This window comes from Asticcacaulis sp. P2_B1 (assembly GCF_056404915.1).
Window position 1 is genome coordinate 40,100 of sequence record NZ_JBFUDD010000021.1, and the last position, 12,423, is coordinate 52,522.

Consider the following 12,423-nt stretch of genomic DNA (forward strand, 5'->3'; position numbering starts at 1 on the left):
TCTGGCCCTATGCTAGTAGCAACGGCGACTGAGATGAACTCATGAGCCGTTGGCAGCGGGCGACTGCCCGCCGCGCACGTTTGTGCGAGCCCCGTGGCGCTTGAGCGAAGAAACTATGGGAGTCTTTATGACACGTATCGTTCCGGCGGAATGGGAAGCGCACAAGGCCATCTGGCTGGGTTTCCCGAGTCACGAAAACCTGTGGCAGGAGGACCTGATCCCCGCCCAGGCCGAAGTGGCGGCGCTGGCCCGAGTCCTGGCCGAGATGGGCGACGAACATGTCAAGCTGATGGTCATGGGCGAAGAGGCCCACGCCGCTGCCCAATCCCTTCTGGGCGACGTCAAAAAACTCGAAATCGTCGACGGCCGTTTCGGCGATATCTGGTTCCGCGACACGGGCCCCATCTATGTCGCCGACGACGCCGATGACGACGACCTGCATCAGGCCCTCCCGGTCAGCTTCCACAACAACGGCTGGGGCGGCAAATACCACCTGAAATTCGACGACGAAGTGTCGCTGCAGATCAGCCAGCTCGACGGCTTTTCGCAAACCCTGGAAGACTTCATCCTCGAAGGCGGCGCGCTCGACCATGACGGCCACGGCACGGTGCTGACGACGCGCCAGTGCCTGCTCAACCCCAACCGCAATCCCGGCTGGACCCAATCCCTCGCCGAACAGGCCCTGTTCCAGGCGCTTGGCATCCGCAAGGTCATCTGGCTCGACGACGGCCTGCTCAACGACCATACCGACGGCCATGTCGACAATCTGGCGCGTTTCGTGGCGCCCGGTGTGGTCGCCTGTCCCGTCGCTTTCGGCCGCGACGATCCCAATGCCGAGGTCTATGACCGGACCGCCAAACTGCTCAGCACCCAAACCGACGCCCGCGGCTTCGGTCTCCAGGTCGTGCGCATCCCGTCACCGGGAAAAGTGCTCGATGAGGATGGCGAAATCATCCCGGCCTCCCATATGAACTTCCTGATCGCCAATGACTGCGTGGTGGTGCCCATCTACGAAGAGCGCCCCGGCGAGCTGGCGGTCGAGGCCCTGCAAAGCCTCTTCCCCGAACGCAATGTGGTCGGCCTGTCGTCGAACGCCATCCTGACCGGCGGCGGTTCCTTCCACTGCATTAGCCAGCAGGTCCCCCTCATAAAGGCGTAATGCTTACGCCTTTATGAGGGGCCTTTTCTGCTCAAACGCCGCAAGGCTCCTCGCAACGGCTCGGGCGCGCGGTCGCGCTTGCCAAAATGCGAGCATTTTGGAATTTGGAGTATAGACATGACCCGCACTGTTTCCGTCGCCGCCCTGCAAACGTCCTACGGCGCCGACATGGCCGTCAATATCGCCAAGACCGAGCAGCTCGTCCGCGACGCCGCGGCCAAGGGCGCGCAAATCATCCTGCCGTCGGAACTCTTCCAGGGCGAATATTTCTGCGTCAGCCAGGAAGAAAAGTGGTTCGCCACCGCCTTTCCGTGGCGTGAACACCCGGCGGTCCTGGCCATGCAAAAACTGGCCGCGGAACTCAACATCGTCATCCCGACCTCGATATACGAGAAGGAAGGCCCGCACTATTTCAACAGCCTGGTCATGATCGACGCCGGTGGCGAACTGCTGGGTGTCTATCGCAAAAGCCATATCCCCGACGGTCCGGGTTACCAGGAAAAATACTATTTCCGCCCGGGCGACACCGGCTTCAAGGTATGGACCACCAAATTCGCCAAGGTCGGCGTCGGCATCTGCTGGGACCAATGGTACCCGGAAGCCGCCCGCGCCATGGCCTTGCTGGGTGCCGAAATCCTGATGTACCCGACGGCCATCGGCTCGGAACCCCACGACGACAGCTTAGATACCGCCGCCCCCTGGCAGCGCGTCATGCAGGGCCACGCCGTCGCCAATGTCATGCCCGTCATTGCGTCCAACCGCATCGGCCATGAACAGGTCACCGCCGCCGGCCAGACCTTCTACGGCCACAGCTTTATCGCCAACCACCGCGGCGACCTGGTGCAAAGCTTCGGCGCGAAGGACGAGGGCGTCCTGGTGGCGGAATTCGACCTCGACTATCTCAACACCCACCGCGCCGCCTGGGGCTTCTTCCGCGACCGCCGCCCGGATCTCTATACCGCCCTGGCTTCCCCGCGCCCGGCTTAAAATCGCAAAATGTGCGAAAACTTCCCCTCGCCCCTTTCAAGGGGAGAGGGTGGTTCGCTCGCGAACCGGGTGAGGGGTACTTTCTTTCTGCTGTTACCGCCTAAAGCCATCCCGGCCTAGATATACCGCGCCACCACCATGCAGACCAGGGTGATCATCTGAAGCCCCGACGCGATACGATGCGCCACGGCCATCCCGCCGCGCGCCTTGTCCGCGTCCTCACCCTTCAAACGCCGCAATCGCGTCCCGACCAGGACGATTTGCACGATCAAGGCGGCGAGGGCGCACACCACCCCGCCGGCCAGGACCTTTTCATAGGTGCCGAACCCACCCGTGTGGAGCTGGCTCCACAAAAACCCACCTGTCAGCACCGCAATCGTCGCCGCACCCATCTGGCGTGGAAACAGAATCTCCACGCCCTGGCCGCCGCCGCGCGCCAGATTGGCGGTCGTCGCCATCCAGAACACGGCCGACAGGGCGTGCAGAGCCACGACAATGATGATAACGATTTGCATGGCGCTCTCCCGCGGCAACGATTAATTCAGTGAACACTATGTACACTGAAATAATAGATATACATATTGTAAACTGAATCTCAAGCGCAAAATGCCACCTGAACCACGTCCCTATCAAAGCGCCAAACGCGACGCCGCCGCGGCCGTCAAACGCCAGCAGGTCATCGACGCCGCCGGCCGCCTCCTGGCCGAAGGTCCGGCCACCCTGTCCATGGAAGCGGTCGCCAAGGCCGCCGGCGTCACCCGTCTGACCGTCTACAAACAGTTCGGCTCGCGCCGCGCCCTGCTCGAAGCCGTCTTCGACGACAACGCCCAACGCGGCGGCATTACCCGCATCGTCGAAGCCATGCAGGATCCGAACCCGCGGACCGCCCTCGATCGCTCCATCGACATCCTGTGCGATTTCTGGGGCAGCCACGCCTCGTTCGCCAAACTGCACGACGCCGCTGCCGTCGATCCCGAATTCGCCGAAGCCATCGACGCCCGCAACGCCCGCCGGCGCACCATCATGACCACCCTGGTGAACCGCATGTCAGGCACCGATGCCGCCCGCGCCGAAGCCGCCGACCTTCTGTTCGGCCTCACCGCCATGCCGATGTTCCGCCTGCTCGGCGCCACGCGGTCGCCGGCCGGCATCGCCGAAACCCTGAAACTGGCCGCCAACGCCATTCTCGACCGTTTGCACTTGACCTGACTTTGGCCACACTACGCCGTTATCATCGCGAAAACAGGAGACGCAACCATGAAGATCACGATCGCCGCCGCCCTTGCCTTGAGCATGACCTTGGCCTCATGCGCCGAAGCGCCCGCGTCCCCATCCCCGGCCATGCCCTCCGAAGGCAGCCGTCTCGCCATCAATGACGACCTGCAATGCCGCGTCCTGGCCGATGTCGGCGAACAATTGGGCAGCGACAGCTTCGTGCCCTATCTCAAGCCAAATGACGACGGCCAGCGCGCCACCGACTGCACCGCGGCGTTCAAGGCCGCCGGCCTGCCGCTGGTCCCCTTCGGCAATCCCAACGATCCGCGCGTCAACAATACCGAGGTCGACCACGCCTGGCGCTTCTCGGCCCCGCAATTCACCGACGACGATGCCGCCACGGTCACGGTCGACTATATCTGCCGCCGCCTGTGCGGCCACGGCGAAAAGCTGACCCTCTCCCGCCAGGGCAACACCTGGAAGATCGTTCAACGCGAAACCACCTGGGTGTCATGAGGCGCGTAATTGCTGCCGCGACATTGGCCTGTCTATTCGCGTCCCCGCTCGCCGCCGAACCGGCACCGGCGACCGACGGCACGGCGCTCGGCGTCACCGACGACGCGCGCTGTCAACTTCTCGCCAATGTCGCTTCCCAACTGGGCGGGCCTGTCATTGGTGGTGTCGAGGGCATCCAGGATCAACACATTGCGCTTGACTGTTCGACTGCCTTTACCGCCGCCGGCCTGCATGTTGTTCCCGGTGATCGCGACGCACGCGGTTGGGATGATCGCCACGCCTGGCACTTCAGCTTGCCGCAATATCTGGATGCCAAAAATGCAGTCGTTTCTGCTGCCGACGAATGCCCGCTATGCGGCCATGGCGAGATTGTCACCGTGACACTAGAGGGCGACTCCTGGAAAATCACCGGTCGCCAAACCGGTTGGATGTCTTAGAGATACTTTCCTTCCCCTTCTCCCCACCTGAGGGGAGAGGGTGGCAGGCTTCAGCCTGCCGGGTGAGGGGTTCTTTCTTGCTAAACCAGCAACCCCGCCGCTTCCTCCGCCGTCAACAACCGCCACTTCCCGGGCGCCAGATCACCTAGAGTCAACTCCGCCATCTGCGCCCGATGCAAGGTTTCGACATGATTGCCGACCGCGGCGAACATCCGCCGCACCTGATGATAACGCCCCTCATACAAGGTCAATCGCGCCGTCTTCTCCCCCGTAACCTCCAGGAACGCCGACTTCAACGCATCCTTCTCAGCCTCCAAAACCAGGGTGCCCGACGCAAACACCTCGCCATAATGCGCCTCCAAAGGCCGCGCGCAGGTCACTTCATAAATCTTGGCAACATGGTTTTTCGGCGAAATGATCTTGTGCAGAAAATCGCCGTCATCCGTAAACAGCAATAACCCCGACGTATCCGAATCCAGCCGCCCGATCGTCGACAAAACCGGCTTCCTGATCGCAAACCGGTCCGGCAGCAGTTCGTAAACCAACTGCCCGCGATCCTTCAACGAACAGACATAGCCCGTCGGCTTGTTGAGCATCAACACCATGCCGAAAGCCGGATCGATCGGCCGCCCGCGATAACGGATGTCGTTGTGCGCCACGGCCGAATCCTCGCCCAAAACCTCGCCGCCAACCGACGTCAAGGCGCCGGCGCGGATCAGCTTCTGCACCTCCTTGCGGCTGCCGTAACCCAGGTTCGCCAGGAGCTTTACAAGTCTCACCGGATCGCCTTGAAGACTTTGAAATAATTGTCCTGCGCCATGACCACGACCGTCTTGAACGCCGCCTTCAAGGTCTCCTCATAGGGCAGGTGGCGATTGGCGACCATCCACAACGCCCCGCCTGTCTTCAACCCGGCCGCCGCGGCACGAATAAAACCCTTGCCCAGGTCATGACGGTCGGCGCGGTCGACATGGAACGGCGGATTGCTGACCATAAAGTCGCAACCGCCCTCGATTCCTTTGGTGACATCGCGCCAATGATAGGCGACCCGCTCGCCATAGCCGGCCAAATTGACCTTGGCCAACTCCAGCGCCCGACCTTCCGCCTCATAAACATCCAGTCGCGTCACCTCGGGCGAGCGCCGCAAAATCTCGTCGCTGAGATAACCGAACCCGGCCCCTAAATCGGCGCCGACGCCCTTGAACACCGGCAGATTATCGGCCAACAGCTTCGAGCCCGGATCGAAATGGTCCCAGGCGAACAGGCCCGGCCGGCTGACGAAACGCCCGCCTTCGATCACCCGTGGCGCATCCAACTTCGCCCACTCAGCCACCAGCGCCTGATCGACGCCATCGCCCACATGCGCCCAAAACACCCGGCACTTGTTCTTCGACAGGCTGGTCACCGACCCGCACAAAGCCTTCAAATCGCCCTCGATCGTCTTGGCGCCTTCCAGGTTCGACACCGCCGCCATGACGATACCGCCCTCGCGCGCCGACTGAACCGCCCGCGCCAATAACGCCCGAGACTCCTCGCGCTGCCGCGGCGGCAAGACCATCACCAGGCTGTAATGCGTATCGTCGTCCATGCCGCGCAGCAAAAAGCCCGTCCGCTCCAAAGCATCATAGGCCGGCTTGAAACTCTGCTCGCACAGCAGCTTGTTATGCGGCAGGTCGTCCAACGCATCGCCGCGCCGCGCCCGCAGGAACAGGGCCGGTCCGTCCGTAGGCAGATCAACAAGCTCTTCGAGCAGGGGCAGGCACAGCGTATCTAAAACGGGATCGGTCATGCGCGCCCCTATGCCACAACACGCCGCCTAAGCATAGCGGTAGATACGCGCCTCCCACGGCCGCAGCCAGTAGGACTCATCACCATAGTTCGACACGACCAGCTCGGCGTCGTCGGATACTTCGAAGTTAGCCGGCATGCGCGAGAAGTTGAGAGCAACAACATAGGTCTCGCCGCCCAGCGCCCGCATAAAGGCGAAGACATACTCATGCTCCGGCATCAGATCGCTGTAATCGCCATAGACCAGGGCCGGCGTCGCGTGGCGCAGGGCGATCATCCTGGCATAATAATGATAGACCGACGCTGGATCGCCCAGGGCCTGCGCGGCATGGATGGTCGCCGTATCGGGATGCATGGCCAACCACGGTTTTCCCGTCGTGAAGCCGCCCTCCGCCGTCCACGAAATCGGCACCCGGGCATGGTCGCGGCTGACCTTGTTCTGGTTGGCGATAAAGTCCGCCGCGGTCACCTGACCCGTCTCGACCTGCTCGCGCCAGCTGTTCTTCGCCCACAGATCGTCGAACTGATCAATACGTTCGAAAGGAAAATTGGTCATCCCCAACTCGTCGCCCTGATAGATAAACGGCGTCCCCTTCATGGTCAGCAACAGAGTCGCCAATACCTGCGCCGATTTCACCCGCCACAGCGGATCGTCGTCGCCGTAACGCGACACCATGCGCGGATTGTCATGGTTGGAAAAGAAGATGGTCGGCCAGCAATGCACATCGAATGCCTTGTCATGCCGCGTGAAAATCTCTTTCAATTCCGGCAATCCCCACGGCTTCCACCACCCGCCCGGCGCCCGGTCGATATCGACGACATCGAACTGAAACACCATATCAAGCTCTTCGCGCCGCTCGTCGATCAATAACGGCGTCTGCGCCAAAGACACCCCGAACGCCTCGCCGACCGTCATGACGTCGTACTTCGCCATGACCTCCCGGTGCATCTCATGCAGATACTCGTGCACCTTCGGCCCATTGGCATAGGTGTCCTGCGGCCGGCTGCCTGCCGGTAAATCGGGAAGGGCCGGGTCCTTGGAAATGAAGGGGATGACGTCCATGCGGAACCCGTCGACGCCCTTGTCCAGCCAGAACCGCATCAGGTCGTAAACCTCTTCCCGCACCTTCGGATTATCCCAGTTGAGGTCCGGCTGTTTCTCGGCGAACAGATGGAGATAATAGTCGCCGGTCGCCTCGTCGCGCGTCCACGCCGGCCCGCCGAAAATCGACGTCCAATTGTTCGGCACCTGCGACCGCCAGATATAATAGTCGCGGTATGGATTGTCGCGCGACGACCGGCTCTCGACGAACCAGGCATGTTCGTCGCTGCTGTGATTGACGACCAGATCGATGATCAGCCGCATGCCGGCGGCCTTGATCCCGGCCAGCAAAGCATCGAAATCCGCCATGGTGCCGAACTCGGCCATCACCTGGCGGTAATCGCGGATATCGTAGCCGTTATCGGCATTGGGCGAATCGAAATGCGGCGACAACCAGATGACGTCGACACCCAAACCCTTGATATAGCTTAACTTCGACGTAATCCCGGCCAAATCGCCGATACCGTCGCCATTGCTGTCCATGAACGAGCGCGGATAGATCTGATAGACCACCGCCTCCTTCCACCAGCGCCGCACATAACCGTTTGCTGTCGTTTCCGTATCCCGCCGCATGCTTGTCATGTCCCGTGCAAAGCTTCCGCTACCACAATCCCTTTTGACGCCGGGCGCAAGTCGTCATGCCGCAATTATCCGTATACCCAGAGCGCAATACGGCGCCGTCACCGCATCGTCCGTCCCGGCTGGCACGATAAAGGCCGCGGCGTTGTCGGCCGGCGCTATGGTGTAGGGCGACACCGCGTCCAGCTTATCGACCGTCGCCATGACGATGGTTTCCGCAGCATGTTGCGCAATATGCCGCTTGATCGCTGCCTCCTCATAATCCCCGGTCGACAGCCCGCGCACCGGATGGATCGCCGTCACGCCCATGAAATATATATCGCTGCGGATGGTCGCGATCGCCGCCATGGCCGCGGCGCCGACGCTGACCATGGAATGCTTGTACAACCGCCCGCCGATCAGAATGACCTCGACGCCGCCGTGGTGTTCCAAACCGCCGGCGACGGTCGGGCTGTGTGTGACGACAGTCAGTCTGATGTCCAACGGCAAGTGCCGGACGATCTGCGCCGTCGTCGTGCCGCCATCGAGAAAGATCACCTGTCCCGGTTGGATCATCCCGGCCGCACACCGCCCCAATGCCGCCTTCACATCCGTCGCGACTTGAGTACGAGCGGAAAAGTCGGGCAGGGGCGGCTGAACCGGCAATGCCCCGCCATGCACGCGCAACAACAGCCCCGCGCCGGCCATATCGCGCAAATCGCGGCGGATTGTGTCCTCCGACACCTGCCATGCCTCAGCCAAATCCTTGGCCACAACCTGACCGTCTTGCCGTAATCGGTCCTGGATCAACGCCCGGCGTTGCGATGTCAGCATAAGGAAGGCTCCAAAATAGATTTGACTATGCACGATAATACATGAAATATCACGATATTGCAGACAAGTCTGTGATAAGGCCGCATCACACGGCAAGAATGTGCATATTTCTGCACGAAAATCCACAAGGACATGCAAAATGTTGATCCTGATCGCCGGCCCCTACCGTTCCGGCACCAACGACGACCCCGAAGCCATGGCGGCCAATCTGCGCGCCCTCGAAGAGCCGGCCTACGCCCTGTTCCAGGCCGGCCACACCCCGATGATCGGCGAATGGGTGGCCCTGCCGGTGTGGCGCGCCGCCGGCGGCCAACATGTCGGCGATGCGCTTTACGAAGAGATTTTCCATCCCGTCGCCCACCGCCTGCTGGCCCTGTGCGACGCCGTCCTGCGCCTGCAGGGCCCCTCGAAAGGCGCCGACAACGACGTCCGCATCGCCCGCGAACGCGGCCTGCCGGTCTATACCTGTCTGCGCGACGTCCCGGGCTGCGCGGCCTTTGCCCCCGCCTGAGTGCAATTCGCCTCTTGCATCATGCTCGAAAAATAAGCATATAGGCCGCGAGACGGCTGGGCGTAGGCCTCGCCAATCTGGTCAGGACCGGAAGGTAGCAGCCACAACGAATTCACCTGCGGGTCAGTCGTCTCACCTCCTCGCTATGCTCGGGTGTTTTAGCTCAGACGCCGGACTGGGCGTCCCCCAAGCCTCGCGAAACGTCGACGGCGGGCACTTGCCCTTACCAAGCCAGCGTGGCTTGGAAAATTCATCAGACCTACCGTCACTTCTTCTTTCTCCTGCCCCGCCTGCGGGGAAGGTGGCGAGCTTGTCTCGCCGGAAGGGGGAAACCGTCAACTTCCGCAAACTCTAACGGCGAATGTTCTGCCAACCGCAGCGCTATACCGTAGCAATAGCTACGGCATGATGACGTTTTGTTCGGTCGATTTTCCTTCCCCCTCGCCCTTTTCAAGGGGAGAGGGTGGCAGGCTTCAGCCTGCCGGGTGAGGGGTCCTTTCTTAAGGCCGCCGACTCAATCTGAAAACGTCTCGCTCTACCTAATTATTGCTGCCACTTGGCCGTTTAATGTCCTTCGTAAGTTCGCCAGTTTCCGACCATTCTCGGAGGAGAATGGGAAATTGGTCCTCGTCAATGCGTTCAGATTTCATCTTTCCGTTGGGATACCATACACGCGACCAGTTCGATCCTCGTCCTCGCACAGCATCCCATTCCGCCTCCAATTGGCCGCTGGGATGCCATCGTCGCTGTAGGCCCGATGGAAGACCGCCGACATAATTGAACTCTATTTCCGGCCCGCCATCAGCGTAATGCGCGTAGATCACCCCTGTGAACGGCACATCATGTAGCAGCGCCAACTGATCATCAAATTCAAGATCATCATAATGTACGCGATGCACATCACCAGTGGACATAAGCACTCCATGAAGCGTTGGATCTATACCGCATAACTATCATGATCGCCCCTCAAAGGCACCCCACCTTTGCGCCTGTGAACGAATCGCGCTTGGTGGTGACGCCGCGCCGAAAAGTCCCTATATAGGTCCCATGTCCGACAATCCCGACCTCGATCCCTTTGCCTCCGAACACGTCGCCGAACACCATGAGCGCGATGACTCGACCGACGACATGTTCGGCGACTCGAAACCCATCCTCGACACCCAACCCGCCAAGCCGATCGAAAAGTCCGAAGCCTACACCGTCCTCGCGCGCAAATACCGCCCGCGCACCTTCCAGGACCTGATCGGCCAGGAAGCCATGGTTCGGACCCTGACCAACGCCTTTACAGCCAACCGCATCGCCCACGCCTTCATGCTGACCGGCGTCCGCGGCGTCGGTAAAACCACCACCGCCCGCCTGCTGGCGCGCGCGCTCAACTTCGAATCCGACACCGTCCATGCCCCCAGCGTCGACCTGACCACCCTGGGTCGCCATTGCCAGGCCATCATCGAAGGCCGCCATATCGACGTCCTCGAACTCGACGCCGCCTCGCGCACCGGGGTCGACGCCATGCGCGACCTGCTCGAAAGCGTGCGCTACGCCCCCGTCGAAGCCCGCTACAAAGTCTATGTCATCGACGAAGTCCACATGCTGTCGACCGGCGCCTTCAACGCCCTGCTGAAGACCCTGGAAGAACCGCCACCCCACGCCAAGTTCATCTTCGCCACCACCGAAATCCGCAAGGTGCCGGTCACCATCCTGTCGCGCTGCCAACGCTTCGACCTGCGCCGCGTCGAACCCGACATCCTGTCGCCGCACCTCAACAAGATCTGCGACCTCGAAGGCGTGCGCATCGAACCCGAAGCCATCGCCCTGATCGCCCGCGCCGCCGAAGGTTCGGTCCGCGACAGCCTGTCCCTGCTCGATCAAGCCCTGGTCCAGGGCGATGCCGGCGAGGTCATCGGCACCGAAGTCGTCCGCGACATGCTGGGCCTGGCCGACCGCACCGCGACGCTCGCCCTCTTCGAACACATCATTTCCGGCCAGATGAGCGAGGCCCTGCTCGGTTTCCGCACGCTCTACGGCTTCGGCGCCGACCCGTCGCAGATCATGGGCGACATGCTGGAATATTGCCACGCCACGTCGGTCGCCAAGATCCTGGGCGCCGAAGCGACGCGCCTGCCCAAACCCCAGGCCCTGCGCGTCACGGCCCTGTCCTCGCAACTCTCCGCCGGCACCCTGGCCCGTCTCTGGACCCTGATGCTGAAGGCGTTCGAAGAACTGCGCCGGGCGCCCGACGCCTGCGCCGCGTTCGAAATGGCCCTGGTCCGCTTCTGTTATACCGCCGACCTGCCGGGCCCCGAACTGCTGATGAAGCGCCTGCAAAGCGGCGAACCGCTCCTGCCCGGCATCCCGCCTTCCGGCGGCGGTGGCGGCGGGGGAGGCGGCCATCACGGCGCCACGGCCATGCAGATGAAGCCCGCCCATCAGGCCATGCCCAATCCGCAAAGCTTCGCCGAGGTCCTGCAACTGATCTCCGACAAACGCGATATCGGCCTGCGCGTCGACGTCGAACGCTATGTCCGCCTGGTCTCGTTCAAACCCGGCGCCATCACGTTCGAACCGGCGAACAATGCGCCGATCGACCTGGTGCGCAAACTGGTCACCCGCCTGAAGGAATGGACAGGCCAACGCTGGCTGATCGCCACCGAAGGCGGCGGCGGTGGCGAAACCATCTATGAACGCGACCGGCGCGAAACCGCCGCGGCGCGCGCCAAGCTCGAACAAAGCCCTTTTGTCGCCGCCGTACTGGCCACCTTCCCCGGCGCCGAGATCACCGCGATCCGCGCCAAACCGCAACCGACCGTGGCGCCGCTCGACCCCGCCATGCCCGAAGACGAACGTAGCGAAAAGGATGACGAATAATGGATTTCGCAGCCATGATGAAACAGGCTCAGCTGGTGCAGAACAAGCTCCACGAAGCCCAGGCCAAGATGCATATGAGCGTTGTCACCGGCACGGCCGGCGGCGGCCTCGTCACCATGGAGCTTAAGGGGTCGGGCGACATGAGCAAGCTCGCGATCGACGACAGCCTGATGGTGGCGGGTGAGGGCGAAGTCCTGGCCGATCTGATCCGCGCCGCCCATGCCGACGCCCGCCGTCACCTCGACGACCTCAACACCAAGCTGATGGCCGAAGCCTCCGAAGGCCTCGGCGGCGCCCTGCCCAACCTGCCGAAGTTTTTCTGATTTGATATTCAAGGCCGCGTCAACTTTGAACATACCGCAGGCGAGGGAACTTCCCTTCCGCCTTTTTGCGTGGCTGATCCGGCCCACCCCACCACCATTCCGCTTCGCGTCATGGTCCCCCTCCCCGG

The 12,423-nt window shown here is 62.0% G+C and carries 14 protein-coding genes and 1 other RNA gene; 9 read left to right on the forward strand and 6 right to left on the reverse strand.

Annotated elements, in window-relative coordinates; all coding sequences use genetic code 11:
* Window positions 1–127: 127 nt before the first annotated feature.
* Together AC1DX3_RS23765 and aguB are read left to right on the forward strand one after the other, a co-directional pair.
* Window positions 128–1,159 carry an agmatine deiminase family protein gene (locus tag AC1DX3_RS23765; RefSeq protein WP_476991844.1) on the forward strand — a complete coding sequence of 344 codons (1,032 nt, stop codon included), beginning with the start codon at window positions 128–130 and terminating at the stop codon, window positions 1,157–1,159.
* Between the two features lie 117 nt (window positions 1,160–1,276).
* Window positions 1,277–2,146 (forward strand): N-carbamoylputrescine amidase, encoded by an 870-nt coding sequence (aguB, locus tag AC1DX3_RS23770; RefSeq protein WP_476991845.1) that lies wholly within the window; start codon window positions 1,277–1,279, stop codon window positions 2,144–2,146.
* 116 nt (window positions 2,147–2,262) lie between these two features.
* Here the strand turns inward: aguB and AC1DX3_RS23775 are convergent, their stop codons facing one another.
* On the reverse strand, window positions 2,263–2,661 hold the full coding sequence (locus AC1DX3_RS23775) for a hypothetical protein (RefSeq protein ID WP_476991846.1): 399 nt from the start codon (window positions 2,659–2,661) through the stop codon (window positions 2,263–2,265).
* 91 nt (window positions 2,662–2,752) lie between these two features.
* On the opposite strand from AC1DX3_RS23775, the gene AC1DX3_RS23780 reads away from it, so the two are divergent.
* Genes AC1DX3_RS23780 through AC1DX3_RS23790 form a run of 3 tightly spaced genes read left to right on the forward strand, consistent with a single transcriptional unit; the run spans window position 2,753 to window position 4,314 of the window.
* Window positions 2,753–3,355, forward strand: coding sequence for a TetR/AcrR family transcriptional regulator (locus AC1DX3_RS23780; RefSeq protein ID WP_476991847.1), 603 nt, complete (start codon window positions 2,753–2,755; stop codon window positions 3,353–3,355).
* A gap of 48 nt (window positions 3,356–3,403) precedes the next feature.
* The gene (locus AC1DX3_RS23785) at window positions 3,404–3,877 is read left to right on the forward strand and encodes a hypothetical protein (protein WP_476991848.1); all 474 of its coding nucleotides are present in this window, start codon (window positions 3,404–3,406) and stop codon (window positions 3,875–3,877) included.
* Window positions 3,874–4,314, forward strand: a complete 441-nt coding sequence (locus AC1DX3_RS23790; protein ID WP_476991849.1) for a hypothetical protein — start codon at window positions 3,874–3,876, stop codon at window positions 4,312–4,314. Before AC1DX3_RS23785 ends, AC1DX3_RS23790 begins: the two co-directional genes overlap by 4 nt.
* A gap of 80 nt (window positions 4,315–4,394) precedes the next feature.
* Here AC1DX3_RS23790 and AC1DX3_RS23795 read toward each other — a convergent pair whose 3' ends face one another.
* The 4 genes from AC1DX3_RS23795 to AC1DX3_RS23810 form a co-directional block, all read right to left on the reverse strand.
* A complete protein-coding gene (locus AC1DX3_RS23795; RefSeq protein ID WP_476991850.1) occupies window positions 4,395–5,093 on the reverse strand; it encodes a pseudouridine synthase in 699 nt (232 codons plus the stop codon).
* The gene (locus AC1DX3_RS23800; protein WP_476991851.1) at window positions 5,090–6,103 is read right to left on the reverse strand and encodes a class I SAM-dependent methyltransferase; all 1,014 of its coding nucleotides are present in this window, start codon (window positions 6,101–6,103) and stop codon (window positions 5,090–5,092) included. The genes AC1DX3_RS23795 and AC1DX3_RS23800 overlap by 4 nt, the downstream gene beginning before the upstream one ends.
* 27 nt (window positions 6,104–6,130) lie before the next feature.
* Window positions 6,131–7,777, reverse strand: coding sequence for a glycoside hydrolase family 13 protein (locus AC1DX3_RS23805; protein WP_476991852.1), 1,647 nt, complete (start codon window positions 7,775–7,777; stop codon window positions 6,131–6,133).
* 63 nt (window positions 7,778–7,840) lie between these two features.
* On the reverse strand, window positions 7,841–8,596 hold the full coding sequence (locus tag AC1DX3_RS23810) for a DeoR/GlpR family DNA-binding transcription regulator (protein ID WP_476991853.1): 756 nt from the start codon (window positions 8,594–8,596) through the stop codon (window positions 7,841–7,843).
* Window positions 8,597–8,735: 139 nt separating this feature from the next.
* Between AC1DX3_RS23810 and AC1DX3_RS23815 the strand changes: the two genes are divergently transcribed.
* Window positions 8,736–9,107, forward strand: coding sequence for a hypothetical protein (locus AC1DX3_RS23815; protein ID WP_476991854.1), 372 nt, complete (start codon window positions 8,736–8,738; stop codon window positions 9,105–9,107).
* Between the two features lie 46 nt (window positions 9,108–9,153).
* An RNA gene (gene ffs / locus AC1DX3_RS23820) (signal recognition particle sRNA small type) lies at window positions 9,154–9,247 on the forward strand.
* 399 nt (window positions 9,248–9,646) lie between these two features.
* On the opposite strand, the gene AC1DX3_RS23825 is transcribed toward ffs, so the two are convergent.
* Window positions 9,647–10,021, reverse strand: coding sequence for a toxin-antitoxin system YwqK family antitoxin (locus AC1DX3_RS23825; protein WP_476991855.1), 375 nt, complete (start codon window positions 10,019–10,021; stop codon window positions 9,647–9,649).
* A 133-nt stretch (window positions 10,022–10,154) separates the two neighbouring features.
* Here AC1DX3_RS23825 and AC1DX3_RS23830 point away from each other — a divergent pair, with 133 nt between their 5' ends.
* Both AC1DX3_RS23830 and AC1DX3_RS23835 read left to right on the forward strand, forming a co-directional pair.
* A complete protein-coding gene (locus AC1DX3_RS23830) occupies window positions 10,155–11,972 on the forward strand; it encodes a DNA polymerase III subunit gamma/tau (RefSeq protein ID WP_476991856.1) in 1,818 nt (605 codons plus the stop codon).
* Window positions 11,972–12,295, forward strand: coding sequence for a YbaB/EbfC family nucleoid-associated protein (locus tag AC1DX3_RS23835; protein WP_476991857.1), 324 nt, complete (start codon window positions 11,972–11,974; stop codon window positions 12,293–12,295). The genes AC1DX3_RS23830 and AC1DX3_RS23835 overlap by 1 nt, the downstream gene beginning before the upstream one ends.
* Window positions 12,296–12,423 lie beyond the last annotated feature (128 nt).

What these genes read in the sequence shown, in the direction of transcription:
- AC1DX3_RS23765 (WP_476991844.1), top strand. Translation starts at nt 128, where the DNA reads ATGACACGTATCGTTCCGGCGGAATGGGAAGCGCACAAGGCCATCTGG.
- aguB (WP_476991845.1), top strand. Translation starts at nt 1,277, where the DNA reads ATGACCCGCACTGTTTCCGTCGCCGCCCTGCAAACGTCCTACGGCGCC.
- AC1DX3_RS23775 (WP_476991846.1), bottom strand. Translation starts at nt 2,661, where the DNA reads ATGCAAATCGTTATCATCATTGTCGTGGCTCTGCACGCCCTGTCGGCC.
- AC1DX3_RS23780 (WP_476991847.1), top strand. Translation starts at nt 2,753, where the DNA reads ATGCCACCTGAACCACGTCCCTATCAAAGCGCCAAACGCGACGCCGCC.
- AC1DX3_RS23785 (WP_476991848.1), top strand. Translation starts at nt 3,404, where the DNA reads ATGAAGATCACGATCGCCGCCGCCCTTGCCTTGAGCATGACCTTGGCC.
- AC1DX3_RS23790 (WP_476991849.1), top strand. Translation starts at nt 3,874, where the DNA reads ATGAGGCGCGTAATTGCTGCCGCGACATTGGCCTGTCTATTCGCGTCC.
- AC1DX3_RS23800 (WP_476991851.1), bottom strand. Translation starts at nt 6,103, where the DNA reads ATGACCGATCCCGTTTTAGATACGCTGTGCCTGCCCCTGCTCGAAGAG.
- AC1DX3_RS23805 (WP_476991852.1), bottom strand. Translation starts at nt 7,777, where the DNA reads ATGCGGCGGGATACGGAAACGACAGCAAACGGTTATGTGCGGCGCTGG.
- AC1DX3_RS23810 (WP_476991853.1), bottom strand. Translation starts at nt 8,596, where the DNA reads ATGCTGACATCGCAACGCCGGGCGTTGATCCAGGACCGATTACGGCAA.
- AC1DX3_RS23815 (WP_476991854.1), top strand. Translation starts at nt 8,736, where the DNA reads ATGTTGATCCTGATCGCCGGCCCCTACCGTTCCGGCACCAACGACGAC.
- AC1DX3_RS23825 (WP_476991855.1), bottom strand. Translation starts at nt 10,021, where the DNA reads ATGTCCACTGGTGATGTGCATCGCGTACATTATGATGATCTTGAATTT.
- AC1DX3_RS23830 (WP_476991856.1), top strand. Translation starts at nt 10,155, where the DNA reads ATGTCCGACAATCCCGACCTCGATCCCTTTGCCTCCGAACACGTCGCC.
- AC1DX3_RS23835 (WP_476991857.1), top strand. Translation starts at nt 11,972, where the DNA reads ATGGATTTCGCAGCCATGATGAAACAGGCTCAGCTGGTGCAGAACAAG.